Genomic DNA, 22,834 nt, shown 5'->3' with positions numbered 1-22,834 from the left:
AAGGGGAGGGGGAGATGTGAGGGGGTGGGGATGCCCCGAAGTCAGATTGTCACGTTCGGTTTCGTTCTTTCAGTTGGCGCTGTCAGTGCCGGAAGTGGCGCATGTGGGTGAGCGCCATGGCGAGCCCGCGCGCGTCGGCGGCGGCGATGACCTCCTGATCGCGCTTGCCGCCGCCCGGCTGGATGACGGCGGACGCGCCCGCGTCGGCGCAGGCGATGAGGCCGTCGGCGAAGGGGAAGAAGGCGTCGGAGGCGACGGCCGCCCCCTCGGTGCGCGAGCCGGTTTCGCCCGCCTGCTCGGCGGCGGCCCGGGCTTTGCGGGCGGCGATGGCGGCGGCATCGACGCGGCTCATCTGTCCGGCGCCGATGCCGACCGTGGCGCCGTTGCGCACATAGACGATGGCGTTGGAGGCGACGTGCTTGGCCACGCGCTCGGCGATCAGGAGGTCGCGCAGCTCGCGCGCGTCGGGCCGGCGATCCGTCACCATCTCCAGGTCGCCCTCGCCGGCCGCCGCGTTGTCGCGCGACTGGATCAGCAGCCCGCCCGAGAGCGTGCGCGTCGTGAGCGCCGGACTGGCCGGGTCCGGCACATCGCCCGCCGCCAGGACGCGCAGGTTCGTCTTGGCGGCGAAGACGGCGGCGGCGTCGTCCGTGATCTCGGGCGCGATCACCACCTCGGCGAAGGCGCCCGTCACGGCGCGGGCCAGCTCGGCGTCCACGGCGCGGTTCACCGCGATGATGCCGCCGTAGGCGCTCGTGGGGTCGCAAGCGAAAGCGTCGTGGTAGGCTGTGACGGGGTCGTCCGCCACGGCGACGCCGCACGGGTTGGCGTGCTTGACGATGACGCACGCCGGCTCCGCGAACTCCGCCACGGTTTCGTAGGCGGCGTCGGTGTCGTTGAGGTTGTTGTAGCTCAGCGCCTTGCCCTGGAGCTGGCGCCCGGTGGCGACGCCGGGGCGCGCGCCGTCGCGGCCCACGGTGGCGTAGAAGGCCGCCTGCTGGTGCGGGTTCTCGCCGTAGCGCAGCGTTTGCTGCCGACGGCCGGCGAACGAGATTTCGCGCGGCCAGGTCAGCCCCGCGCGCTGGGCCGTCCACTCCGCCACGGCGGCGTCGTAGGCGGCGGTGTGGGCGAAGGCGTCGGCGGCGAGGCGCCGGCGCAGCTCGGCCGGCACGGCGCCGGCGTTCGCCTCCATGCCGGCGCAGACGACCTCGTAGTCGTCGGGGCTGGTGACGACGGTGACGCGGTCGTGCGTCTTGGCCGCCGCGCGCACCATGGCGGGGCCGCCGATGTCGATCGTCTCGATGCATTCGGCGTCATCCGCGCCGCGCGCGACCGCCGCCTCGAAGGGGTAGAGGTTCACCGCCAGCAGATCGATCGCGGGGATGCCGTGCTCGGCCAGCGCGGCCGCGTCGTCCGCGTGGTCCGCGCGCGCCAGCAGCCCGCCGTGGATGCGCGGGTGCAGCGTCTTCACGCGCCCGTCCATGATCTCGGGGAACTCGGTGACGGCCGAGACGTCGGTGACGGGCAGCCCCGCTTCGCGCAGGGCGCGCGCGGAGCCGCCGGTGGAGAGCAGCTCCACCCCCTGCTGGCTGAGAAAGCGGGCGAAATCGACCAGACCGCGCTTGTCCCACACGGACAGAAGCGCACGGCGAACGGGCTGCGTGTCGGCCATGACGGCGCCTCGCGCTGACGGACGGATGCAGGCGGTTGGTAGAGCCGCAGGCAGGGGCGGTCAAGGCGGAGCCCAAGGATTCGACACCGACCCGAGCTGGTGTCGGATTGCCGCCGGCGTGGCTCATCCGCCCGACGGCGACGTCCAAACCTTCGCGCCCGCCAACCCTGAGGTCGGCGGGCGCTTCAACGTGAGAAACCCATCCGGTTCGGCGCGACGTCGGTGTCGAGAGACGAATGGGTTCGACCTGCCAACAGGTCGTGAGAGACCCATTCATCTCGACGGAACGCCGGTTTCGAATGATAGAGGGGATTAAACACCCTCGAGTTTACGCCGGTGTCGAGTGACAGATGGGATTAAACTGCCACAGTTTACCCGCCGACCCGAAGGCCGGCGGGTATCCGGGCTTGAGAAACCCATTCGCTTCGACGTTACGCCGGTGTCGAGTGACACACGTTTCCAAAGATCATCTTTGGTTAAAGTTCGTCGGCGAAGGATTTGTTGATGTCGCGAGCGGCTTGGCCGAACCAGGCGTGCTTGGACATGTCGGGGCTGTACTTGCTGGCCTCGGGGCGGCGGCCCAGGGCCTCGGCCATGGAGCGCAGCAGGTGGGGCTGGCAGCCGCAGCACAGGCCGAAGTAGTCGACGCCCGCCTCGTGCGCCTGGCGCGTGAAGTCCTCGACCTCGTAGCGATTGCAGAGGAAGGGATCGAGGGCAGTGGGGAAGGGACGGCCTTCCGGCACGTGGTGCGGGCACACGTGGTCGCGCAGCGCCATGAAGGTGGGCTCTTCCTCGTTGGTGCGGTAGGGCACCGGAACGGCGGCGACGTGGCCGGAGCACTTTTGCCGGACTTCCTTGATGGTTTCCAGCATGGTCCAGGGGCCGCGCATGCAGTTCAGGCCCACGACGTCGGCGCCGGCGTCCTCCAGCTTCTTGCAGGCGTCGGGGAGGGTGTCGCCGTCGCGCGTGTGGGGCGCGCGGTGCATGGCCATGGTGACGACGGCCGGCAGGTTGTGCTTCTTGATGATGTCGAGGGCCATCTTGGCCTCGCCGGTCCAGGAGTAGGTTTCGGCGATGACCATGTCGGCGCCTTCCTCGGCGGCCCACTGAACCTGCTCCTCGAACATCTCGCGCGCTTCGCGCACGCTGTCCGGGTTTTCGGGGTCGTAGACGTTGCTGTTGCAGATGTTGCCGGCCAGCAGGGTGTCGGTTTCGCGGGCGACCTTGCGGGCGATGCGCAGGGCGTTGCGGTTCAGGGGCTCCAGCTTGTCCTCCTTGCCCATGATCCGCATCTTTTCGCGCGTGCCGTTGTAGGTGAAGGCCTGCTGGATGTCGGAGCCGGCGTGGGTGAAGTCGCGGTGGACCTGCTCCATGACCTCGGGGTGGTCCAGGACGACCTCCGGCACGAAGCTGCCGGCCTGGAGGTAGCCGCGGCGCTCCAGCTCGAAGAGGTAGCCCTCGGCGCACACCACGGGGCCCTCGTTGAGGCGCTCGAGCAGCCCGCGCGTGGTGCCGGTGTTCTGGGAATCGGCCATCGTCGTCTGTCCCTTTGTCTCAGGCGGGGTGGTGGCGGCGTTCCGCCGCGGGGTTTCGCGACCATCGCGCGTATTCGCGCGCGCGTGTGTTTGGAGCATGCTTCGCACTCGGGGTGTGCGCTGTCAATCGCCCGGGCGCGGCGCTTGAAACGGGGCGCGAAGCCGCGGCTTCACGCGGCTTTGCCGGCGTCCCACATGGGGCGTTCATGCATCAGCGCCCGGGGGGAGCCTCCGCCATGCCCGAGTTCGACGACGCCGCCAGCTTCTGGGACGCCAAGTACGCGGACGAGCGTTATCATTTCGGAACCGAACCGAACGCCTTCCTGGCGCGGGAGGCGTGGCGCCTGCTGTCCGGCGCGCGGGTGTTGGCGGTGGCCGACGGCGAGGGGCGCAACGGCGTCTGGCTGGCCGAGCGGGGCATGGATGTGGTGAGCGTTGACGTTTCCCCGCGCGCGACGGCGAAGGCGCGGGCGCTGGCCGGCGCGCGCGGCGTTTCGCCCGAGATCCACAACGCGGCCGTGGAAACCTTCGACATGGGCGAGGCGGCGTTCGACGCGGTGGTGGCGATCTTCATCCAGTTCGCGCCGCCGGGCACGCGCGAGGACCTGTTCCGGCGCATGGTGCGGGCGCTCAAGCCGGGCGGGCTGCTGTTCCTGCATGGCTACCGGCCGGAGCAGGTCGACTACGGCACCGGCGGGCCGCCCTACCCGGAGCACATGTACACGGAAGCGCTGCTGCGCGAACAGTTCGCCGGCCTCGAATGGCTGCATTTTGCGGCGTACGACGCCGAGGTGCGCGAGGGCCCGGGCCACGCGGGCCTGTCGGCGCTGATCGAGCTGGTGGCGCGGAAGCCGGGGGACGCCTAATCCGCGTCCGGCTCCGTGAACGAGGGCTTCAGACGCTCGATAAGCGCGTCGGCGGCGTACGCGTTGGGTTGGTCGGCGGGCTTGGGGCCGTCGCGGACGACGATGTTGGCGTAGGCCGCGTAGCGGTCGATCGGGCGCGCCGTGCTGGTGGTGATGCCGCCACCGAAACCGTAGGGGTCGTGGAAGCGGTGGAAGCCCGTGCGCGTGAAGCCGCTGAAGCTCGACCGGTAGGTCGTGGCGCGTTCGACATCCCGGTTCACGACGATGAAGTGCTCCCCGCCGGCGCGCTTGGTGATCTCCGCCGCGCGCAGCAGCAGGCCATTGGCCACGCGCTCGCGCGGGGTCATGGCATTGCCGGTGAAGGTCACGCGGTAGCGGCCGGGCTCCAGCTCCTGCTCGCTGTAGCCGTCGCCGCCGTTGGCGGGCTGGTAGGGCGTCGGTTGGGCGCAGGCGGCCAGCGCCAGCATCCCGGCGACGAGACAGACACCGCGCATCCACATGGCTTGCGACCCCGAACCGTCCTGCAAGGGGATATGGGGCCGTGGGCGCGGCCGGCCAACGATGGCGGCGTCAGCCCGCGCTGTCCCAGCGGGCGTAGACGGCGGAGGAAAGCACGCGCCCGGCCCCGTCGCGCGCGCCCATCTCGCCGCTGGTGATCGCGCCCGGCAGGCCGTCGAGCGCCGCCGCCAGCGCGGTGTGCAGGCTCACGCTGGACAGGCGGATGGCGTAGACCGTGGCGACGAGGCCGAGCGCGTCCGGCGTCAGCGCGTCGCGGCACAGGCCCAGCAGCTCGCCCAAATCGTCGTAGAGGCGCCAGACCTCGCCCTTGGTGCCGCGGCCGTACTTGGGCGGGTCGAGCAGGATGACGTCGTACTGCCGGCCCCGGCGCACCTCGCGCTTCAGGAACTTGCGCGCGTCGTCGCAGATCCAGCGGATGGGCGCGTCCTCCAGGCCGGCGCGGTGCTGGTTGGCGTTGGCCCAGGTGATCGCCTTCTTCGAGGCGTCCAGGTGGGTGACGTGCGCGCCCGCCCGCGCCGCCACCAGCGAGGCGACGCCGGTGTAGGCGAAGAGGTTGAGCACCGACACCGGCCGCCCGGCACCGGCGATGCGCGCGGCCAGCCAGTCCCAGTGGACGGCCTGCTCGGGAAAGACGCCCAGGTGGCGGAAGGCGGTGAAGCCGGCGTCGAAGGCCACGCCGGCGTAGGTCATGGGCCAGGTGGCGGGCACATCGGGGCGGGCGTATTGCCAGCGCACCGTGCTGTCCTCGCCGCCCTCGAACCAGGCGTCGGCGGCCCGCCACGCGCTGTCGTCCAGCGCCGGGCGCCAGATGGCCTGCGGCTCGGGACGGATGACCGTGACGACGCCGTACCGTTCCAGTTTGCGCCCGCCGCCGCTGTCGAGCAATTCGTAGTCGCGCCAGCCGTCGGCGACCAGGAGCGTGGGATCGGGGGTCACGGGCCGGCCCTCCGCCGATCGACTTCGTAGAGCAGCAGCGCGGTGGCCACGCCCACGTTCAGGGATTCGGCGCGTCCGTGCAGGGGGATGCGCACGGCCTGATCGCACGCGGCCGTGTGCTCGGCCGGGATGCCTTCGTGCTCGTCGCCCACCAGCAGGAACACGGGGCCGGGGTAGGCGGCGGCGCGGTAATCGGTGCGCGCGTGCATCGCCGTCGCCACCAGGCTGCCGCCCTGCCCCCGGCGCCAGCGGGTGAACGCGCGCCAGCGGCAGCGCACCAGGCGCTGGGCGAAGATGGCGCCGGTGGAGGCGCGCACGGCCTCGGGCGCGAAGGGGTCGCAGGTCTCGCCCAGGGCGATGACGCCGCTCGCCCCCGCCGCCTCGGCGGAGCGGATGATGCCGCCGACGTTGCCGGGATCGCGCAGGCCGTCCAGCACCACCCAGGTGCGGGCCGCCTCGCGCGGCAGGTCGTCGAGCTGCTGCCAGGGCTGCGGCAGCACGCCCACCGCGCCCGGCGGGTTCTCGCGCCCGACCAGCTTGGCGAGCACGGCCTCGGTCGCCTCCATCACCTCGCCGCCGGCGTTGCGGCACGCCGTTTCCAGCGCGCGCCCCGGTCCGGTGTCGCGCGTGTCGGGATGGATGACGAGGGTTTCCAGGCGGTGGCCGCAGTCGAGCGCCTCCTGAAGCATGCGCTCCCCGGCGGCCATGAAGCGGCCCGTGGTGCGGCGCTGCTTCTTGTACGCGAGCGCGCGCACGGCCTTGATGGCCGTGTTGGCGGGCGAGGTGACGCGCTTGACGGGAGCGGGACGGGCCATGGCGCGCGGATTTGGCCGCCGTCCGCGCGGTGGGTCAAGAACGCTGCACAGCCAATATGGTGCGGCAGCTATTTGAATGGGCCATCCCCCGCTGGCTTGCGCGCCCGTGGGACGCAAGCCATCTCCCCCTTCCAAATGGAAGGGGGAGACACAGCGGGGGTTGGCGCCGAACCAGGATGTCGGCCGGTCAGTCGTCCAGCAGGAAGGTCACGTTCACGGTCGCGCGGTATTCCGTGATGCGCCCGCTCTCGACCTTGGCTTTCTGGGAGACGACCTCGACGCCCGAGATGTTGCGCAGCGTTTTGCTGGCGCGAGCGACCGCCTTGTCGATGGCGTCCTGAAAGCTGGTGCTGGACGCGGCCGTGAGTTCGGTGATGCGGGCAACGGCTTCCATGGCAACCTCCCCAGGGTGTCGCGGGTTTTGTCTTGTGGGCTACGGGTCGGCACGATACGCCTCGCCGGGGCGCCGCCCCATTCCCATCCCGGGGTAGAGCCAGGGGGTTGCATGCGTGCCAAGGTCGCCGTGCTCGGCGGGCTGCTGGCGCTGGCCGCGGCCGGCTGTTCGCCCGAGCCCTTCGATTCCAACGCCCAGTGGCGCCCGGGCGGAACCGGCGCCATCACGAGTTACGCCGGCGGCGCGCAGCCCGAGCCAACCGGCGCCGCCGCGACCAAGCCGGCCGACGGGGACGGGGCGCAGGACGGCGAGAACCCCTGGGCCGCACCGCCGAGCAACCCGGTCGTGCAGGTGTGCTACGGCGACCTCGTGAACGCGGCCTCCGCCGTCGCCAACAAGGCGCACGAGCTGTGTCCGGACGGCACCCGCTCGGTGAAGCGCATCGGCACCGGCAGCTTCTGGAGCGGCTGCCCCCTGCTCCAGCCCAAGCGCGCCACCTTCCGCTGCGTGACGGAGACGGGCGGCAAGGCGCGGACGGGGTAGCCCCGACGGGCCAACGCTTCGCGAAAACGGATATTTTCGGCGGTGCGGCGATCCATCGCAGCGGTGGGCACGTATTTCGGGACACAACGATTGCAAGCCCGGAACGGAGCCCCGCCATGCGCATCGACGAGCGCCCCGAATACGCGCAGAAACCCGCCCCCGTCACCGCCACCGCGGACGAAACCGTGGCCGCCGCCGTGCGGCGGATGTCGGATCACAACTACGGCGCCGTCATGGTGGTGGATGGCGACGGCGCCATGGCCGGCATCATGACCGAGCGCGATCTCATGAAGCGCGTCGTGAACGAGGGCCGCGATCCCAACACCACGCGCGTGGGCGATGTCATGACGCCGCAGGTGCGCGTCGCGCGGGCGGGTGACGAGGTTGTGGACTGGCTGCGCCAGATGTCCAACGAACGCTTCCGCCATGTGCCGGTCGTCGACGACGACGGCCGCCCGCTGAAGATGATGTCGCAGGGCGACTTCGTTTCCTACACGTGGCCGGAGCTGTGGCAGCAGGTCCGCACCAAGGCGCTGACCACGCTCGCGCCGGTCACCCAGGTCGGCATCATCGTCGCCGGCGTGCTGGTCTATGCCCTGCTCGTCCCCGTGGTGTTCGGGGTGATCTGAAGCGGGGCGGCGCGGCGGTTCAGACCGGCTCGGTGATCGGCACGGCCGGTGAGCCGAAGATGTATCAGCGGGAGCGCGGCAGGGTTCTTTCTCCTTGAGGAGAAAGACAGAATGAGGCGCTGCCTTGCGCTCTTTGGGTGCTCTGTATCAGACCGGCTCGCCCAGCTCCATCCGCCACTCCGCGCGAACCTCGGCGTCATCCTCGACGGCGAGGCGGCGCCGGGCCTCCTGCTCGACCGTCCGGGCGTCGGCCAAGCGCGCCAGCGCCCACACGGCCATGGCGCGCACCAACGCGCTGTTGTCGTCCAGGCGGGCGCGCACCTCGGGAACGAGCGCCGGCTGGCCCGAGTTGCCGATGGCGATCAGGACGTTGCGCACGAAGCGGTTGCGGCCCAGGCGCTTGATGGGGCTGGCGGAAAAGACCTGCCGGAAGCCGGCGTCGTCCAGGTTCACCAGATCGCGCAGGCGCGGGGCGCGCAACTCCACCCGGCCCCAGAGCGCCGTTTCGTCCGTGGGCTTGGCGAACTTGTTCCACGGGCACACGGCGAGGCAGTCGTCGCAGCCGTAGATGCGGTTGCCCATGGGCGCGCGGAACTCGCGCGGAATATGGCCCTTGTGCTCGATCGTCAGGTAGGAGATGCAGCGCGTCGCATCCAATCGATACGGGGCCGGAAAGGCGTTCGTGGGGCAGACGTCCAGGCACCGCCGGCAGGAGCCGCAGTGATCCCCCTCCGGCGCGTCCGGCTCCAGGTCGAGGTCGGTGAAGACCTCCCCCAGGAAGAGCCACGAGCCGAGGGGGCGCGAGACGAGATTGGTGTGCTTGCCCTGCCAGCCCACGCCCGCGCGCTCGGCCAGCGGCTTTTCCATGACGGGCGCGGTGTCGACGAAGACCTTCACCTGCGCGCCCAGGGTCTCGTGCATCCAGCGCGCCAGGCGCTTGAGGCGCTTCTTGACGAGGTCGTGGTAGTCGCGGTTCTGCGCGTAGACCGAGATGGCGCCGCGGTCCGGCAGCTCCAGCACCGTCAGCGGGTTGTGCGCCGGCCCGTAGTTGAGCCCCAGCACCACCACCGAGCGCGCGTCGTCCCACAGCGCGCGCGGATGCTCGCGCCGTTCGGCCGTGTCCGCCAGCCAGCCCATGTCGCCGTGGTGCCCGCGCGCCAGATAGGCGTGCAGGTTCTCGCGCGCCTGCTCGCCGAGGTCGGCCTCGGTGAAGCCGACGGCGTCGAAGCCCAGCTCCAGCGCCTGGGTACGGATGGCGGCCTTGGGGTCGGTGTCAGCCATGACACTGGGGATGTGGCGGCATGATCGCGGCCGTGTCGAGAGGTGGATGCCGTCGATGGTGCACGGTTTTTTCATTGGGTGGGATCGGGGCATTGTCCTCGCAGCGCTGTGCTCGCCCCAAACCGTCGTGGCCGCACCGAGCCTGCCACCTGACCCCGTTCAGGTGGTCACGGCCACCCACGCTCAAACATCTCCTTCGGCGGTGAAGCGGATCGCTGCCTCCCGTGACGTGGATGCGCGTGACGGAGCACGCGCATGACGGTTCGGGGATGACGCCAGTGGCGGTGCCCTAGCCCCGACCCCGATACGGCTGCACGCCCGGCTCCGGCAGCCACAGCCCGGCGGGCGGTTCGCCCGACTGGTAAAAGATGTCGATGGGGATGCCGCCGCGCGGGTACCAGTAGCCGCCCAGGCGCAGCCACACGGGGTTGGCGGCGGCCATGAGGCGCTTGGCGATGCCGACGGTGCACGCCTCGTGAAACGCGCCGTGGTTGCGGAAGCTGTGCAGGTAGAGCTTGAGCGCCTTGCTCTCCAGCAGGTGCCGGTCGGGCACGTAGTCGATGACGAGGTGCGCGAAGTCCGGCTGGCCCGTGATGGGGCAGAGCGAGGTGAACTCCGGGCAGGTGAAGCGCACCAGATAGGTCTCGTCCGGGTGCGGGTCGGCCACGACGTCCAGCACGGCGTCCTCCGGCCGCGCCGGGATGCCGCTCGCCCGGCCGAGATGCGACGGCTCGTCCGTGCTCATGCCTTGGCCTCCATGGGCGCGATGTCGCCCGCCGCCTGTTCGGCGCGGATGCGCGCGGCCTCGTCCGCCAGCGCACCGGCCGCGATCGCGTCGCGCAGGCGGTGCATGAGCGTCTGGTAGAAGAAGACGTTGTGCTCCGTCAGCAGCATGGGGCCCAGCATCTCGCCCGCGCGGATCAGGTGGTGGAGGTAGGCGCGCGAGAAGGTGCTGCACACCCCGCAGCCGCACGCGGGGTCGAGCGGGCGCGGGTCGCGGCGGTGGCGGGCGTTGCGGATGTTGACCGCGCCGCCGTGCGTGAAGGCCTGCGCCGTGCGGCCCGAGCGCGTGGGCAGCACACAGTCGAAGAGGTCGATGCCGCGCTCCACCGCGCCCACGATGTCCAGCGGCCGGCCCACCCCCATGAGGTAGCGCGGCTTGGCCTCGGGCAACTCGGGCACGGTGACGTCCAGCACGCGGAACATCTCGGCCTGCCCCTCTCCGACCGCGAGCCCGCCGACGGCGTAGCCGGGGAAATCCATCCCGGTCAGCGCATGGGCCGACTCGCGGCGCAGGTCGTCGTGCATCCCGCCCTGGACGATGGCGAACAGCCCGTAGCCCGCGCGCTCGCGGAAAGCCGCGCGGCAGCGCTCCGCCCAGCGCAGCGAGAGCTGCATGGAGTCGGCGACCTCGTCGCGCGGGCGCCCGGCGGCGGGGCATTCGTCCAGCTGCATGGCGATGTCGGCGTCCAGCAGGTCCTGGATCTCCACCGCGCCTTCGGGGGTCAGCTCGTGCTTGCTGCCGTCGATGTGCGAGCGGAAGCGCACGCCGCGCTCGTCGATCTTCCGCAGCTTCGCCAGCGACATGACCTGGTAGCCGCCGCTGTCGGTCAGGATGGGCCCGGGCCAGGCCATGAAGCGGTGCAGACCGCCCAGCTCGGCCACCGTCTCCGCGCCCGGGCGCAGCATCAGGTGGTAGGTGTTGCCCAGCACCATCTGCGCGCCCGTCGCCGCGACGTCCTGCGGGCGCATGGCCTTCACCGTCGCGGCCGTGCCCACGGGCATGAAGGCCGGGGTGTCCACGCGGCCGTGCGCGGTTTCGACCACGCCGCGCCGCGCCGCGCCGTCGCGCGCCTGAAGTTGGAAGCCGATGCTCACGCCGCCGCCTCCTGCCGGTGCAGGAAGCAGGCGTCGCCGTAGGAGTAGAAGCGGTAGCCCGCCGCCTTGGCGTGGGCGTAGGCGGCCTGCATGCGCGCGGTGCCCGCGAAGGCGCACACCAGCATGAAGAGCGTGGAGCGCGGCAGGTGGAAGTTGGTCATCAGGCAGTCCACGGCCTTGAAGCGGTAGCCGGGGAGGATGAAGAGGTCGCTCTCGCCGGCAAAGGGGTGGACCGTGCCATCATCCGCCGCCGCCGTTTCCAGCAGGCGCAGCGCCGTCGTGCCCACGGCGACGACGCGCCCGCCCGCCGCGCGCGTAGCGTTGACCGCCTCGGCCGTTCCGGCATCGAGATGACCGTGTTCCGCGTGCATGGGGTGCTCGCGCGGGTCGTCGCTTTTGACCGGCAGGAAGGTGCCCGCGCCCACGTGCAGCGTCACGCCCGCCCGGCGCACACCGCGCGCGTCCAGCTCGGCGAGCAGGCGGTCGGTGAAGTGCAGCCCCGCCGTCGGCGCCGCCACCGCGCCCGGCTCGCGCGCGAAGACGGTCTGGTAGTCGTCCCGGTCGGCTTCGTCCGGGCCCTCGGGGCGGTCGATGTAGGGCGGCAGGGGCGTTTGCCCCACCTCCTCCAGCGCCTCGCGCAGGGCCGCGCCGCCGCGGTCGAAGCGCAACGTGACCTCGCCGCCGTCGCGGGCCAGGACCTCGGCGGACAGCGTATCACCCGCGTGGACGGTGTTGCCGGGGCGCAGGCGCTTGGCGGGCCGGGCGAAGACGTGCCAGACGGCGTCGTCCTCCGGGTCGGGCTTGTGCAGCGTCAGGCCCACGCGCGCCTCGCCGCGCCGCACGGTCAGTTGCGCCGGGATGACGCGCGTGTCGTTGAACACCAGCAGGTCGTCGGGGCCGAGCAGCTCGGGCAACGCGCGCACCGTGCGGTCGTTGAGTCCGTCCGCGCGCACCTCCAGCAGGCGCGCGCTGTCGCGCGGCCGCGCCGGGCGCTGGGCGATGAAGTGCTCGGGAAGCTCGAAGTCGAAGTCGCTGGTCTGCACGCGCCGCCCCGCGCTGCTGGTTGCCGCCGCCGACTGCGGTGGTGGCCGGCGGATAGCACGCGCGCGCGGCGAACCCAAGCATCCACGGGAGTCGCACGGATCGGCGCCGCCGCGCGGCGCGGTCAGGCCGCGCTGGCCTCCGCGCTTTCGGCGGCGGGGAGCGTGACCGTCACGCGGGTGCCCGCGCCCGGCGCGCTGTCCACGTGCAGCTCGCCGCCCAGTGTGCGGGTAAGCTGCTTGGCGATGGGCAGGCCCAGGCCCGTGCCCTCGGTCGGCGCGCTGAAGGGGTGACCGGGCTGGCCGAAGGGCTCCAGCGCGCGCGGGATCTCGGCCGGGTCCATGCCCGGTCCGGTGTCGGCGACGGTGATGGTTACGCCGTCGCTGCCGGGCGTTGCGCGCAGCACGATCGCGCCGCCTTCCCCGGTGAACTGCACCGCGTTCGTCGCCAGGTTCAGCAGGATGCGGCGCAGCGCCGTCTCGTCGGCGTGGGCCGGCGGCAGGGTGTCCGCGGCCTCGACGCGCAGATCCTGGTTCGCCAGCCGCGCGCGCTCGCGCACCATGCGGGCGACACGCTGGACCACCGGCGCGACCGCCACGGGGCCGGGGTCGAAGCTCGCCAGCCCGGCTTCGGCGCGGCTCAGGTCCATCAGGGTGTCGATGACGGAGAGCAGGTAGCGCCCGCTGTCCAGAATGTCCTGGCCGTAGGTGCGGTGGTTCGCCTGCACGACCGCCGCCATCGCCGGGTCGGCGAGGATCTCGGCGAAGCCGACGATGGCGTTGAGCGGCGTGCGCAGCTCGTGGCTGACGTTGGCCAGGAAGCGGCTCTTGGCGTGGCTGGCGGCCTCCGCGCGCTCCTTCTCGGCGTGCAGGGCCTCCATGACCGCGCGGCGCTCCTGCTCGGCCTGGCGGCGGCGGCTGATGTCGCGGACGACGGCGCCGAACTTCATCTCGCCGTCCTCCAGCCAGCTCGTGACCGCCAGCTCGATCGGAAATTCCGTGCCGTCGCGGTGCAGCGCCGTCATCTCCAGTTGCTGCCCGGCCAGGCGCGAGCGGCGCTCGCGGGCCACGCGCGCCATGCCCGCCTCGTGCGCGGCGCGGTAGCGCGCCGGCATGAGGTCGCTGAGCCGGCGGCCCACGGCGTCGTCGGCCGAGCGCCCGAACATCTGCGCCGCGCCGGGGTTCCAACTGGTGATACGCCCGCTCAGGTCCGCGGTGATGACGCCGTCCCGCGTCATCTCGACGAAGGCGTTCAGGGCACGGGCCTCGCCCACCGTGGACCCGCCCCCGGGTTCGGCGGGAACCTCGGCCGTGGCGTCGGGATCGGGCGCCACGGTGAAGACCGCGCCGCCGGCATCGGGCCCGGGCGCGGCATCAACGCGAACGGGGTGAACCGTGCCGTCGCGGGCGTCGGCGTGGCTGTGCCAGCCGTGCACCGTTTCTCCCGAGCCAGCGCGCCGGTGCAGGGCGCACCAGGCGTCCCCGGCGACGCCGTCCAGGAAGGGCAGCGGCATGCCGCGCAGCGTCGCCGCGGACCAGCCGAAGAGCCGTTCGGCGGCGGCGTTCCAGGCCACCACCCCGCCCGTGGCGTCGACCTGGATGAGCGCGTCGGGGGCGGCCTGCACGAGCCGGTCGCCGTCGGGCGTGGGCTGAGCGGACGCCGAGGCGGCGGCGCTGCGCACGCGGATCTGTTCTTCCGCGAGCTTCGCCAGCTCGCGCAGCAGCGACAGCTCGGCCTCCGACAGCGGCGCCCGCGGCGTGTCATCGATGAGGCAGAGCGTGCCCAGCTTTTCGCCCGTGGCCGCGCGCACCGGGGCGCCGGCGTAGAAGCGGATGTGCGGCTCGCCCGTGACCAGGGGGTTGTCGGCGAATCGCGGGTCCACGCGCGCATCCGGGACGACCATGATGCCGTCCTGCTGGATCGTGTGCGCGCAGAAGGCGTGCTCGCGCGGTGTCTCAGCCGCGTCCAGGCCGATGCACGCCTTGAACCACTGGCGTTCGGCGTCGATCAGGGAAACCAGCGCGATGGGCACGTCGAACAGCCGTGCGGCCAGGCGCGCCACCTGGTCGAAGGCCGGTTCGGCCGGGGTGTCGAGAAGCTGGGTGTCGGCGAGCGCAGCGAGTCGGCTGGTTTCGTCGGTCATCGCTGGGTCCGCTGTGGTCCTCGGCGACACCGGCGGATACACCATTCGGCGACCAAAAACCACTCAAAATTGCACCAATGGGTTGCATCGGGCCGGCCGTGTCAGCCCGCCCCGGCGGCGGGCAGGGCGACACGGACGCGGGTGCCTTCGGCGGGGGTGCTGTGGACGGTCAGCGTTCCGCCCTTGGTTTCCGCCAGCTGCTTGGCGAGCGGCAGGCCCATGCCCGTCCCCTCCTGCGCGCTGTTGCGGATCGTCCAGCTGGCCGAAGGCCTCCAGCGCCTTGGGGATGTCCTCGGCGCGCATGCCGGTGCCGGTGTCGGCCACGGTGAAGACGACGGTGCCGTCCTTGGGAATGGCCGCTTTGTGTCACGCGATCCATCCCGGCCTCGTGCGCGGCGCGGTAGCGTTCCGGCATGAGGTCGCTCAGCGACGGCCCGACGGCCTCGGCGGCGGGATAGCCGAGGATCAGGGCGGCGCCGCGGTTCCAACTCGTCACCCGGCCGCTGCTGTCGGCCGTGATGACGGCGTCCTGCGTCGTCTCCACGAAGGCGTGGAGCTGGTGCGCGGCCGCGCCGGGGATCATGTCGCCCCCGGTATGATCGGCGCCGAGGGTCAGCGGCTCGGGGCCGAAGTGGTGGCGCGGTTCGCTGTCGATGATGCACAGCGTACCCAGCTTGGCGCCCAGCGAGGTGCGGAGCTGCGCGCCCGCGTCGAAGCGGATGTGCGGCTCGCCCGTGACCAGGGGATTCTCGGCGAAGCGCGGGTCGGCACAGGCGTCCGGCACGACGAAGACGGCATCGTGCTGGATGGCGTGGGCGCAGAAGGCGTGCTCGCGCGGGTATTCGCTGCAATCCAGCCCCACGTGCGCCTTGAACCACTGGCGCTCGGCGTCGACCAGGGACACCAGGGCGATGGGGGTGCGGAACAGCCGCGCCGCCACGCGGGTGACGTGGTCGAACGCCGGTTCGGCCGCCGTGTCCAGGATGTTGGCGTCGAAGAGTTCCGGCAGGCGCCGGGTCTCGTCGTCGGTCATGGGCGGCACGGGTCGCGCTGATGCATCGTTTGGAGAACCATATCACCCGGCGCTGAACAGGGGATTAATTGGTTACGCGCCCGAGGGCAATGCTGGATGCCCGGATCGGGGCCCGGGCATGACGCAGAGGACGACGAAGGCGCGCGGCACGCTGACAGGCGTGCACGGTGCCGACATGCCGGAAAATTCAGTCCGGCGGCATGCCGCGCTGTCGCACAGGGATGCGGATGGAATGAAACGTCCAAACGTTTACCCGCCGACCCGAAGGCTGGTGGGTGTGAGAGCTAGAGGGACCCATTCATCGCCGCGAGATGCCGGTGTCGAATGACGAATGGGATTAAACACCCACGTGTTTACCCGCCGACCCGGAGGCCGGCGGGTATGTTGGAATTGAGAAAACCGTCCATTTCGGCGTGACGCTGGTGTCGAAAGACATACGCGATTGACAGCTTCAGCTCGCGCGCCAGCGGCGCGCTAACACGCTCGTGTTTATTCGGTGAGGTCTTCCCAGAATTCCTTGATCTTGGAGAAGAAGCCCTCGGAGTTGGGGCTGGTTTTTTCGCCGGTGCTTTCCTCGTCGAACTGGCGCAGCAGCTCCTTCTGGTTCTTGGAGAGGTTGCGCGGCACTTCGACGTCCACCTCGACGTACATGTCCCCGCGCCGTTCGGTGCGCAGGATGGGCATGCCCTTGCCCTTGAGGCGGAACTGCTGGCCGGGCTGCGTGCCCTCGGGCACGGAGATGCGGGCGCGCGAGCCGTCGATGGCCGGCACCTCGATCTGCCCGCCGAGCGCGGCGGTGGTCATCTTGATGGGCACGCGGCAGTAGATGTTGGCGCCGTCGCGCTCGAAGATGCGGTGGGGCTCGATGCCCAGGAAGATGTAGAGGTCGCCGGAGGGCGCGCCGCGCATGCCGGCCTCGCCCTCGCCGGCCAGGCGGATGCGGGTGCCGTCCTCGACGCCGGCGGGGATGGAGACCTGGAGCGTGCGCTCCTCCTGCCGGCGGCCGGCGCCCTGGCAGGTCTTGCACGGGCGGTCGATGACCTGGCCCTGGCCGCCGCAGGCGGGGCAGGTGCGCTCGATGGTGAAGAAGCCCTGCTGGGCGCGCACGCGGCCGTCACCCTGACAGGTGCCGCAGGTGGTGGGCTTGGAGCCGGGCTCGGCGCCGGAGCCCTCGCAGGTCTCGCAGGTGGTGGCGGCGGGGACGCGGATCTCGGTGTCCTTGCCCCAGAAGGCGTCTTCCAGGGAGATTTCCATGTCGTAGCGCAGGTCCGCGCCGCGTCCGCGCTGCCGGCCGCGGCGGCCGCCCATCATGTCGCCGAACATCTCCTCGAAGATGTCGCCGAAGCCGCCCATGCCGCCCATGCCGGCGCCGCCGAAGCCGCCGCCCATGCCGCCGCCCTGCTCGAAGGCGGCGTGGCCCATGCGGTCGTAGGCGGCGCGCTTGTCGTCGTCGCCCAGGACCTCGTAGGCCTCGCCGATTTCCTTGAACTTCTGCTCGGCCTCGGCGTCATCCGGGTTGCGGTCCGGATGGTACTTCATGGCCAGCTTGCGGTAGGCCTTCTTGATCTCGTCCTTGCTGGCGCCCTTGGAGACGCCGAGCATCTCGTAATAGTCCTGCTTTTCAGCCATTACGCCGACCTGCGCGCTGTTCCTGGCGTGAGCGAAGTCGTCTCAGCGGCCCTGTTGTCGCATACAATGATGAAGCGGCCCTGAATCTCCCGGTGCGGACGCCGGGCGCGGGCCCCTGGAAATACCGCGAAGCGGGCGGGCGCCCCTGGCACCCGCCCGCTCCGGCCTGGCGTGGCGGCCGTCCCTTACTGGGACTGGCTGCCGCCCTTCTGGTTCTCGTCGACTTCCTCGAAGTCGGCGTCGACGACGCCCTCGTCCTGGCTCGAGGACTGGCTCTCGCCGCCGGCCGAGGCGCCGTCGCCGCCGGCCGCCGCGCCGGCCGCGTCCTCGCCGCCCTGGGCGTTGCGGTACATGGCCTCGCCGAGCTTCGAGGAGACCTGGGACAGGGCCTCGGTCTTGGCCTTAATGTCCTCCAGATCCTCGTTCTCCACCGCGGTGCGCAGGGCGGAGACGGCGTTCTCCACCTCCTGCTTGTCCTCGGCGGAGACGTTCTCGCCGACCTCGCTCAGCGTCTTCTCGGTGGTGTGGATCAGGCCCTCGGCCTGGTTCTTGGCGTCCACCAGCTCGCGCTTCTTGCGGTCCTCCTCGGCGTGGGCCTCGGCGTCCTTGACCATCTGCTCGATGTCTTCCTCCGAGAGCCCGCCGGAGGCCTGGATGCGGATCGCCTGCTCCTTGCCGGTGGCCTTGTCCTTGGCCGAGACGTTGACGATGCCGTTGGCGTCGATGTCGAAAGTGACCTCGATCTGCGGCACGCCGCGCGGGGCCGGCGGGATGCCCACCAGGTCGAACTGCCCCAGCATCTTGTTGTCCTGGGCCATCTCGCGTTCACCCTGGTAGACGCGGATGGTCACGGCGGTCTGGTTGTCCTCGGCCGTGGAGAAGGTCTGGGACTTCTTGGTCGGGATCGTGGTGTTGCGCTCGATCAGCTTGGTCATCACGCCGCCGAGCGTCTCGATGCCCAGCGAGAGCGGCGTGACGTCGAGCAGCAGCACGTCCTTCACGTCGCCCTGGAGCACGCCGGACTGGATGGCCGCGCCCATGGCGACGACCTCGTCCGGGTTGACGCCCTTGTGCGGCTCCTTGCCGAAGAACTGCTTCACCTGCTCCTGGATCTTGGGCATGCGCGTCATGCCGCCGACCAGGATGATCTCGTCGATCTCGCCGGCGGACATCCCGGCGTCCTTGAGGGCCTGCTTGCACGGGTCGATCGTGCGCTGGACGAGGTCCTCGACGAGGCTCTCCAGCTTGGCCCGCGTCAGCTTCATGTTGAGGTGCTTGGGCCCGGTCTGGTCCGCCGTGATGAAGGGCAGGTTGATCTCGGTCTGCTGGGCGCCGGACAGCTCGATCTTGGCCTTCTCCGCGGCCTCCTTCAGGCGCTGGAGCGAGAGCTTGTCCTGGCGCAGGTCGATGCCCTGCTCCTTCTTGAACTCGTCGGCCAGGTAGTCGATGAGGCGCTGGTCGAAGTCCTCACCGCCCAGGAAGGTGTCGCCGTTGGTGGCCTTCACCTCGAAGACGCCGTCGCCGATCTCCAGGATGGAGATGTCGAACGTGCCGCCGCCGAGGTCGAAGACGCCGACCGTGCCGGTCTGCTTCTTGTCCAGGCCGTAGGCGAGCGAGGCGGCCGTGGGCTCGTTGATGATGCGCTCGACCTCCAGGCCCGCGATGCGGCCGGCGTCCTTGGTGGCCTGGCGCTGGCTGTCGTTGAAGTAGGCGGGGACGGTGATGACGGCCTTCTCGACCGTCTCGCCCAGGTAGTTCTCCGCGGTTTCCTTCATCTTCTGCAGGATGAAGGCGGAGATCTGCGAGGGGCTGTACTTCTCGCCCTGCGCCTCGACCCAGGCGTCGCCGTTGTCGGCCTCGACGATCTTGTAGGGGACCTGATCCATGTCCTTCTTGGTCGTCGGATCGTCGAACCGGCGGCCGATGAGGCGCTTGATGGCGAACAGCGTGTTCGTGGGGTTGGTGACCGCCTGACGCTTCGCGGCCTGCCCGATCAGCCGCTCGCCCTCGTCGGTGAACGCGACCATCGAGGGCGTGGTGCGGTTGCCCTCGGCGTTCTCGATGACCTTGGCCTGCTGGCCTTCCATGACCGCGACACAGGAGTTCGTGGTGCCGAGGTCGATGCCGATGACTTTGCTCATGGCCTGTCTCTCTCCCTTTCAGCGAACGCGCCGGCGGCCTGTGCAAGCGCCGCCAGGGTCCCTGGTGATGGTCTGCTGTGGGGCGGCGATCGCCGGGGATCGCCCGCCCGCCGTGCTGGTCGCGAAGGCCGGCGGGCGCGCGCGAGGTGGTGGCCCGCCGGCACGTCCCGCCGCGCGAATTCCGTACGTTTCGCACGGCCATATAAGCACCCGCGTGACGCCATAAAGGGGGAGGCGGGTCAGAATCCCGATTTCGACGGAGCGGGCGGGCGCGCGGCCGCCACGCCCGGGGGAGGCGTCGGGCGCGCCGGCGCTTGGCTGCGGGCGGCGGGTGCGGCACGCTCGCGGGTCCCCGCAAGCCTGAGGACACGCACCATGGCCGACGGCAAGAACGGCGATCCCCGCCAGGAGCCCGTCTACGCGGGCATCCTCAACGCGCTGATGGCGACGGTGACGATCGCCGCCGTGATCTCGCTTTCCGGCGACCTCTACTTCGACAACGCCGCGATGAAGCACGGCGGCTTCGCCATCGCCATCGTCGCGGGCGTGACCTATTTCGGCTTCCGCATCTGGGGCAGCCACCGCGCCGAGCAGTGGCGCAAGGAGAAAGAGCGCCGCGAGCTGGCGCGTAGCGAGGATACCGACCCCGACTGACCGGACCGTGTGCGGCGGCGCTGGGACATCGTGACGCCGTGCGCGCCCGCCCGCGCGTGCTTAATCTCAAGGACCTGACGGCCAGTATGGATGGAGGTCCGCCGTGCCGCGTTTCGCCGCCCTCGCCCTGGCGCTGATGCTGCCCGCCGCCGCGCTCGCGCACTCGGCGAAGGAAGGGGCCATTCAGGCCGGCCACGCCTGGGCGCCGCCGGCGGCGGACGGCGCCACGATGGTGTTCGTGCCGCTGGCCAACGACGGCGACGCGCCGCGCGAACTGGTGCGCGTGACCACGCCCGTGGCAGCCGAAGCCTTCCTGCGCAACGGAACCGGTTCGGACGCGGAACGGCTTGAAAGCCTGCGCATCGACGCCGGCGGCTTTGCCAACTTGGCGCGCTGGCGCGAGCACATCCGCCTGACCGGGCTGACGCGCGCGCTGGGCAAGGGGGACCGCTTCCCGCTGACGCTGCACTTCGCCGACCAGCCGCCGCTGAAGCTCACCATCATCGTGGAAAGCCAGCCGGGTCACTGAAGGAACCGGCTACCCGCCGCCGAACACACGGCGAGCGCACACACGAGGTCAAATCCACGATGCTAGAACTCGGAATTCCGGTGAACGCGTTTTGTCTTAATTTAATCTGGGGCGATGTTGGTGGAGCCGACGGGACTTGAACCCGTGACCTCTACAATGCCATTGTAGCGCTCTCCCAGCTGAGCTACGGCCCCACCGAAGGGCACCGCGGCGGCTGGCGCCGCGGTGTGCTGGGATCGCGGGGAAACGCCCCGCTGCTAGCCCGGAACCTAGTCACCGTGAGCGGCGCTGGCAAGGGGCTTTTTGCGCCCGGATGTCAGGTTTCCGGGTCTTCCTCGCCGCTGACGACCTCGGACAGGTCCTGGTCGCCGGCCAGGGTGTCGTCCTCGCCGAGGACGTCGCTTTCCTCGGTGTCGTTGCCGGTGTCTTCCTCCAAGGGTTCTTCCTCGCCGGCGGCCTCGGCCTCCGGCTCGAGCTCCTCGGCTTCCGCCTCGGGCTCGGCGGCCGCAGCAGGCGCCGGGGCGGCAGCCGGCTGCTGGCTCTTGCGGGAGCGGCGACCCCCGCTGGCCGGACCCTCCGGCTCGAAGACCGCGCCGCAGTTCGGGCACGTGGGCTTGTCGCGGCGCAGGTCATAGAACTTCGTGCCGCAGGAGCGGCACTGACGCTTCTTGCCCCACTCGGGCTTCGCCACGGCGATCCCCCTCTCTCAGTGGTCGCGTCCCTTCCGGCATCGCCGGGGGTTCGGCGATTGCCACGCCCAGGCCAGCCCTGTCAAAAGGGAAATCGCTGGCTCAGCCCTTTCCCGCACGACGACGAGGATCACGCCGCATGGTCACCGGCCCGCGCGCCATGGCCGCCCGGCCGGGCGGTCCGCTGACCGGCACGCTCAGCGTGCCGGGCGACAAGTCCATTTCCCACCGCGCGCTCATGCTGGGTGCGCTCAGCGTCGGCGAGACGGCGATCACCGGCCTGCTGGACGCCGAAGACGTGCAGGCCACCGCCGCGGCCGTGGAGGCCCTGGGCGCCACCGTCGAACGGGGCGACTCCACACGGGTCTGGGGCCGCGGCGTGAGCGGCCTCGCGGAGCCGGCCGACGTGCTGGACATGGGCAACGCCGGCACGGCGGCGCGCCTGATGCTCGGCGTGCTCGCGGGGCAGCCCTTCACGGCCTTTATGACGGGCGACGCCTCGCTGCGCCGGCGGCCCATGAACCGCGTGATCGAGCCGCTGTCGCGCATGGGCGCCCAATTCCTGGCGCGCAGCGGCGGGCGCCTGCCGCTGGCGATCACGGGGCGGCCCGACCTGCTGCCCTACGACGGGGCGCTGCCCGTGGCCTCGGCGCAGGTGAAGTCGGCGATCCTGCTGGCGGGGCTGGCCGCGCCGGGCGAGACGCGCGTGGTCGAGCCCGCGCCCACGCGCGACCACACCGAGCGCATGCTGCGCGCCTTCGGTGCGGACCTCTCGGTGCAGGATACCGACGCCGGGCGCGAGATCCGCCTGACGGGCGAAGCGGAGCTTGACGCGCGGCCGGTGCAGGTGCCGGCTGACCCCTCGTCGGCCGCCTTCCCGCTGGTGGCGGCGCTGCTGGTGCCGGGTTCCGAGGTCCACCTGCCGGCCATCGGCATGAACCCGCACCGCACGGGGCTGTTCACCACGCTGCGCGAGATGGGGGCGGCCATCGAGGTCGCGAACGAGCGCGAACAGGCGGGTGAGGCCATCGCCGACATCACCGCCCGGACCAGCCGGCTGCGCGGCGTCGCGGTGCCCGCCGAGCGCGCGCCCAGCATGATCGACGAGTACCCCATCCTCGCCGTCGCCGCCGCGTGCGCGGACGGGCCGACGACGATGCACGGCGTGGGCGAGCTGCGCGTGAAGGAAAGCGACCGGCTCGCGGCGCTGGCCGAGGGGCTCACGGCCTGCGGCGTCCCGGTCGAGGCCGGCGACGACTGGCTCACCGTCCACGGCTGCGGCGGCCCGGTGCCCGGCGGCGAAACCGTGGCGACGCACATGGACCACCGCATCGCCATGAGCTTCCTGGTGCTCGGGCTCGCCAGCCGCCACGGCACGGCGATCGACGACGCCGGGGCGATCGCCACCTCCTTCCCCGGCTTTGCGGAGCTGATGCAGCGCGCCAGGGCGGGCATCGCCGCCGCCGGTTAGAGCAGATCGCCGTAAAGCAGAATCACGCGAGTGATTCTGCTTGCTCGTGCGTGGACAGCCACACGGCTACCACGCCGAAGGGCGTGGGACTGACGTGTCCCGCGCCGCAGGCGCGGAATCTGCTCGCACAGGAAAGACAGGAACCTAGCGTGAGGTTTCCGGCCTTCTCGGCAGACACGATTTCACGCACGATGCTCTAAGGTGTCACCACCGGAACGCCGGGATGGCGGCGCTGGGCCAGATGCCCTTGGCGTCGCACAGGCGGGCCAGGGCCTCGGGCGCGGGTGCCTCGCCCATGCGCACGCCCAGATCGCCGGCGTGGATGCCGCCCGTCACGAGCACGCCCGTGATGCCGGCGGCGGTGGCGCCCGCGATGTCGGTGGGCAGGCTGTCGCCCACGGCCATGACGCTGGCCGGGTCGGGGCTGCCCAGCATC

Annotated in this window: 23 protein-coding genes and 1 tRNA gene; 6 read left to right on the top strand and 18 right to left on the bottom strand. The window is 71.0% G+C overall.

The genetic code is table 11. The features are described from left to right. Positions 1-82: 82 nt before the first annotated feature. Both purH and BLQ43_RS09875 read right to left on the bottom strand, forming a co-directional pair. The gene (gene purH / locus BLQ43_RS09880) at positions 83-1,672 is read right to left on the bottom strand and encodes a bifunctional phosphoribosylaminoimidazolecarboxamide formyltransferase/IMP cyclohydrolase (protein ID WP_090020332.1); all 1,590 of its coding nucleotides are present in this window, start codon (positions 1,670-1,672) and stop codon (positions 83-85) included. 476 nt (positions 1,673-2,148) lie between these two features. Next, complete coding sequence (locus BLQ43_RS09875) at positions 2,149-3,207, bottom strand: homocysteine S-methyltransferase family protein (RefSeq protein ID WP_090020566.1); 1,059 nt, start codon at positions 3,205-3,207, stop codon at positions 2,149-2,151. A 236-nt stretch (positions 3,208-3,443) separates the two neighbouring features. On the opposite strand from BLQ43_RS09875, the gene BLQ43_RS09870 reads away from it, so the two are divergent. Further along, a complete protein-coding gene (locus BLQ43_RS09870) occupies positions 3,444-4,073 on the top strand; it encodes a class I SAM-dependent methyltransferase (RefSeq protein ID WP_090020330.1) in 630 nt (209 codons plus the stop codon). Here the strand turns inward: BLQ43_RS09870 and BLQ43_RS09865 are convergent. The 4 genes from BLQ43_RS09865 to BLQ43_RS09850 form a co-directional block, all read right to left on the bottom strand. Continuing rightward, positions 4,070-4,567: a CC0125/CC1285 family lipoprotein gene (locus tag BLQ43_RS09865; RefSeq protein WP_143006244.1), complete on the bottom strand. Its 498-nt coding sequence runs from the start codon at positions 4,565-4,567 to the stop codon at positions 4,070-4,072. The genes BLQ43_RS09870 and BLQ43_RS09865 overlap by 4 nt on opposite strands. Before the next feature lie 76 nt (positions 4,568-4,643). Then, a complete protein-coding gene (locus BLQ43_RS09860; protein WP_090020326.1) occupies positions 4,644-5,528 on the bottom strand; it encodes an RsmD family RNA methyltransferase in 885 nt (294 codons plus the stop codon). Next, entirely contained in the window at positions 5,525-6,343 is an 819-nt protein-coding gene (locus BLQ43_RS09855) for a TrmH family RNA methyltransferase (protein ID WP_090020324.1), read from the bottom strand. The genes BLQ43_RS09860 and BLQ43_RS09855 overlap by 4 nt, the downstream gene beginning before the upstream one ends. Positions 6,344-6,530: 187 nt before the next feature. Further along, a complete protein-coding gene (locus BLQ43_RS09850; protein ID WP_090020321.1) occupies positions 6,531-6,737 on the bottom strand; it encodes a dodecin family protein in 207 nt (68 codons plus the stop codon). A 111-nt stretch (positions 6,738-6,848) separates the two neighbouring features. Here BLQ43_RS09850 and BLQ43_RS09845 point away from each other — a divergent pair, with 111 nt between their 5' ends. Both BLQ43_RS09845 and BLQ43_RS09840 read left to right on the top strand, forming a co-directional pair. After that, positions 6,849-7,280: a hypothetical protein gene (locus tag BLQ43_RS09845; protein WP_090020319.1), complete on the top strand. Its 432-nt coding sequence runs from the start codon at positions 6,849-6,851 to the stop codon at positions 7,278-7,280. Positions 7,281-7,396: 116 nt separating this feature from the next. Beyond that, positions 7,397-7,909, top strand: coding sequence for a CBS domain-containing protein (locus BLQ43_RS09840; RefSeq protein WP_090020317.1), 513 nt, complete (start codon positions 7,397-7,399; stop codon positions 7,907-7,909). A gap of 147 nt (positions 7,910-8,056) precedes the next feature. Here the strand turns inward: BLQ43_RS09840 and queG are convergent, their stop codons facing one another. The 9 genes from queG to dnaK all read right to left on the bottom strand — a co-directional run bounded on the left by queG (position 8,057) and on the right by dnaK (position 19,055). Further along, positions 8,057-9,190 carry a tRNA epoxyqueuosine(34) reductase QueG gene (gene queG / locus BLQ43_RS09835; RefSeq protein WP_090020315.1) on the bottom strand — a complete coding sequence of 378 codons (1,134 nt, stop codon included), beginning with the start codon at positions 9,188-9,190 and terminating at the stop codon, positions 8,057-8,059. Positions 9,191-9,479: 289 nt separating this feature from the next. Next, complete coding sequence (gene queF, locus BLQ43_RS09830) at positions 9,480-9,935, bottom strand: preQ(1) synthase (RefSeq protein WP_090020313.1); 456 nt, start codon at positions 9,933-9,935, stop codon at positions 9,480-9,482. Then, positions 9,932-11,068, bottom strand: a complete 1,137-nt coding sequence (tgt, locus tag BLQ43_RS09825; protein WP_090020311.1) for a tRNA guanosine(34) transglycosylase Tgt — start codon at positions 11,066-11,068, stop codon at positions 9,932-9,934. Before tgt ends, queF begins: the two co-directional genes overlap by 4 nt. Next, complete coding sequence (gene queA, locus BLQ43_RS09820; protein WP_090020308.1) at positions 11,065-12,111, bottom strand: tRNA preQ1(34) S-adenosylmethionine ribosyltransferase-isomerase QueA; 1,047 nt, start codon at positions 12,109-12,111, stop codon at positions 11,065-11,067. The genes tgt and queA overlap by 4 nt, the downstream gene beginning before the upstream one ends. A gap of 122 nt (positions 12,112-12,233) precedes the next feature. After that, the gene (locus BLQ43_RS09815) at positions 12,234-14,252 is read right to left on the bottom strand and encodes a sensor histidine kinase (RefSeq protein WP_218119174.1); all 2,019 of its coding nucleotides are present in this window, start codon (positions 14,250-14,252) and stop codon (positions 12,234-12,236) included. 101 nt (positions 14,253-14,353) lie between these two features. After that, complete coding sequence (locus BLQ43_RS14915; protein ID WP_090020304.1) at positions 14,354-14,473, bottom strand: HAMP domain-containing histidine kinase; 120 nt, start codon at positions 14,471-14,473, stop codon at positions 14,354-14,356. After that, positions 14,422-15,285, bottom strand: coding sequence for a PAS domain S-box protein (locus BLQ43_RS14415; protein WP_143006243.1), 864 nt, complete (start codon positions 15,283-15,285; stop codon positions 14,422-14,424). Before BLQ43_RS14415 ends, BLQ43_RS14915 begins: the two co-directional genes overlap by 52 nt. Positions 15,286-15,774: 489 nt before the next feature. Then, entirely contained in the window at positions 15,775-16,914 is a 1,140-nt protein-coding gene (gene dnaJ, locus BLQ43_RS09795) for a molecular chaperone DnaJ (protein WP_090020298.1), read from the bottom strand. A gap of 185 nt (positions 16,915-17,099) precedes the next feature. Next, positions 17,100-19,055 (bottom strand): molecular chaperone DnaK, encoded by a 1,956-nt coding sequence (gene dnaK, locus BLQ43_RS09790; RefSeq protein ID WP_090020295.1) that lies wholly within the window; start codon positions 19,053-19,055, stop codon positions 17,100-17,102. Between the two features lie 375 nt (positions 19,056-19,430). Between dnaK and BLQ43_RS09785 the strand changes: the two genes are divergently transcribed. Further along, on the top strand, positions 19,431-19,709 hold the full coding sequence (locus BLQ43_RS09785) for a hypothetical protein (protein ID WP_090020293.1): 279 nt from the start codon (positions 19,431-19,433) through the stop codon (positions 19,707-19,709). A 103-nt stretch (positions 19,710-19,812) separates the two neighbouring features. After that, complete coding sequence (locus tag BLQ43_RS09780; RefSeq protein ID WP_090020291.1) at positions 19,813-20,238, top strand: copper chaperone PCu(A)C; 426 nt, start codon at positions 19,813-19,815, stop codon at positions 20,236-20,238. Between the two features lie 118 nt (positions 20,239-20,356). On the opposite strand, the gene BLQ43_RS09775 is transcribed toward BLQ43_RS09780, so the two are convergent. Together BLQ43_RS09775 and BLQ43_RS09770 are read right to left on the bottom strand one after the other, a co-directional pair. Further along, positions 20,357-20,432: transfer RNA gene (locus BLQ43_RS09775), tRNA-Ala, on the bottom strand. A 122-nt stretch (positions 20,433-20,554) separates the two neighbouring features. Next, a complete protein-coding gene (locus BLQ43_RS09770; RefSeq protein ID WP_090020289.1) occupies positions 20,555-20,929 on the bottom strand; it encodes a TIGR02300 family protein in 375 nt (124 codons plus the stop codon). 137 nt (positions 20,930-21,066) lie between these two features. Between BLQ43_RS09770 and aroA the strand changes: the two genes are divergently transcribed. Further along, positions 21,067-22,398, top strand: a complete 1,332-nt coding sequence (gene aroA / locus BLQ43_RS09765; RefSeq protein ID WP_090020286.1) for a 3-phosphoshikimate 1-carboxyvinyltransferase — start codon at positions 21,067-21,069, stop codon at positions 22,396-22,398. Between the two features lie 204 nt (positions 22,399-22,602). On the opposite strand, the gene BLQ43_RS09760 is transcribed toward aroA, so the two are convergent. After that, the coding region (locus BLQ43_RS09760; protein ID WP_090020284.1) for an HAD hydrolase-like protein at positions 22,603-22,834 on the bottom strand (232 nt) is incomplete at its 5' end.

Origin of the sequence: Limimonas halophila (assembly GCF_900100655.1) — a bacterium.
Classification (GTDB): domain Bacteria; phylum Pseudomonadota; class Alphaproteobacteria; order Kiloniellales; family Rhodovibrionaceae; genus Limimonas; species Limimonas halophila.
Note: the sequence above shows the minus strand (reverse complement) of the source record. Positions and strands in the feature narration are given on the sequence as shown.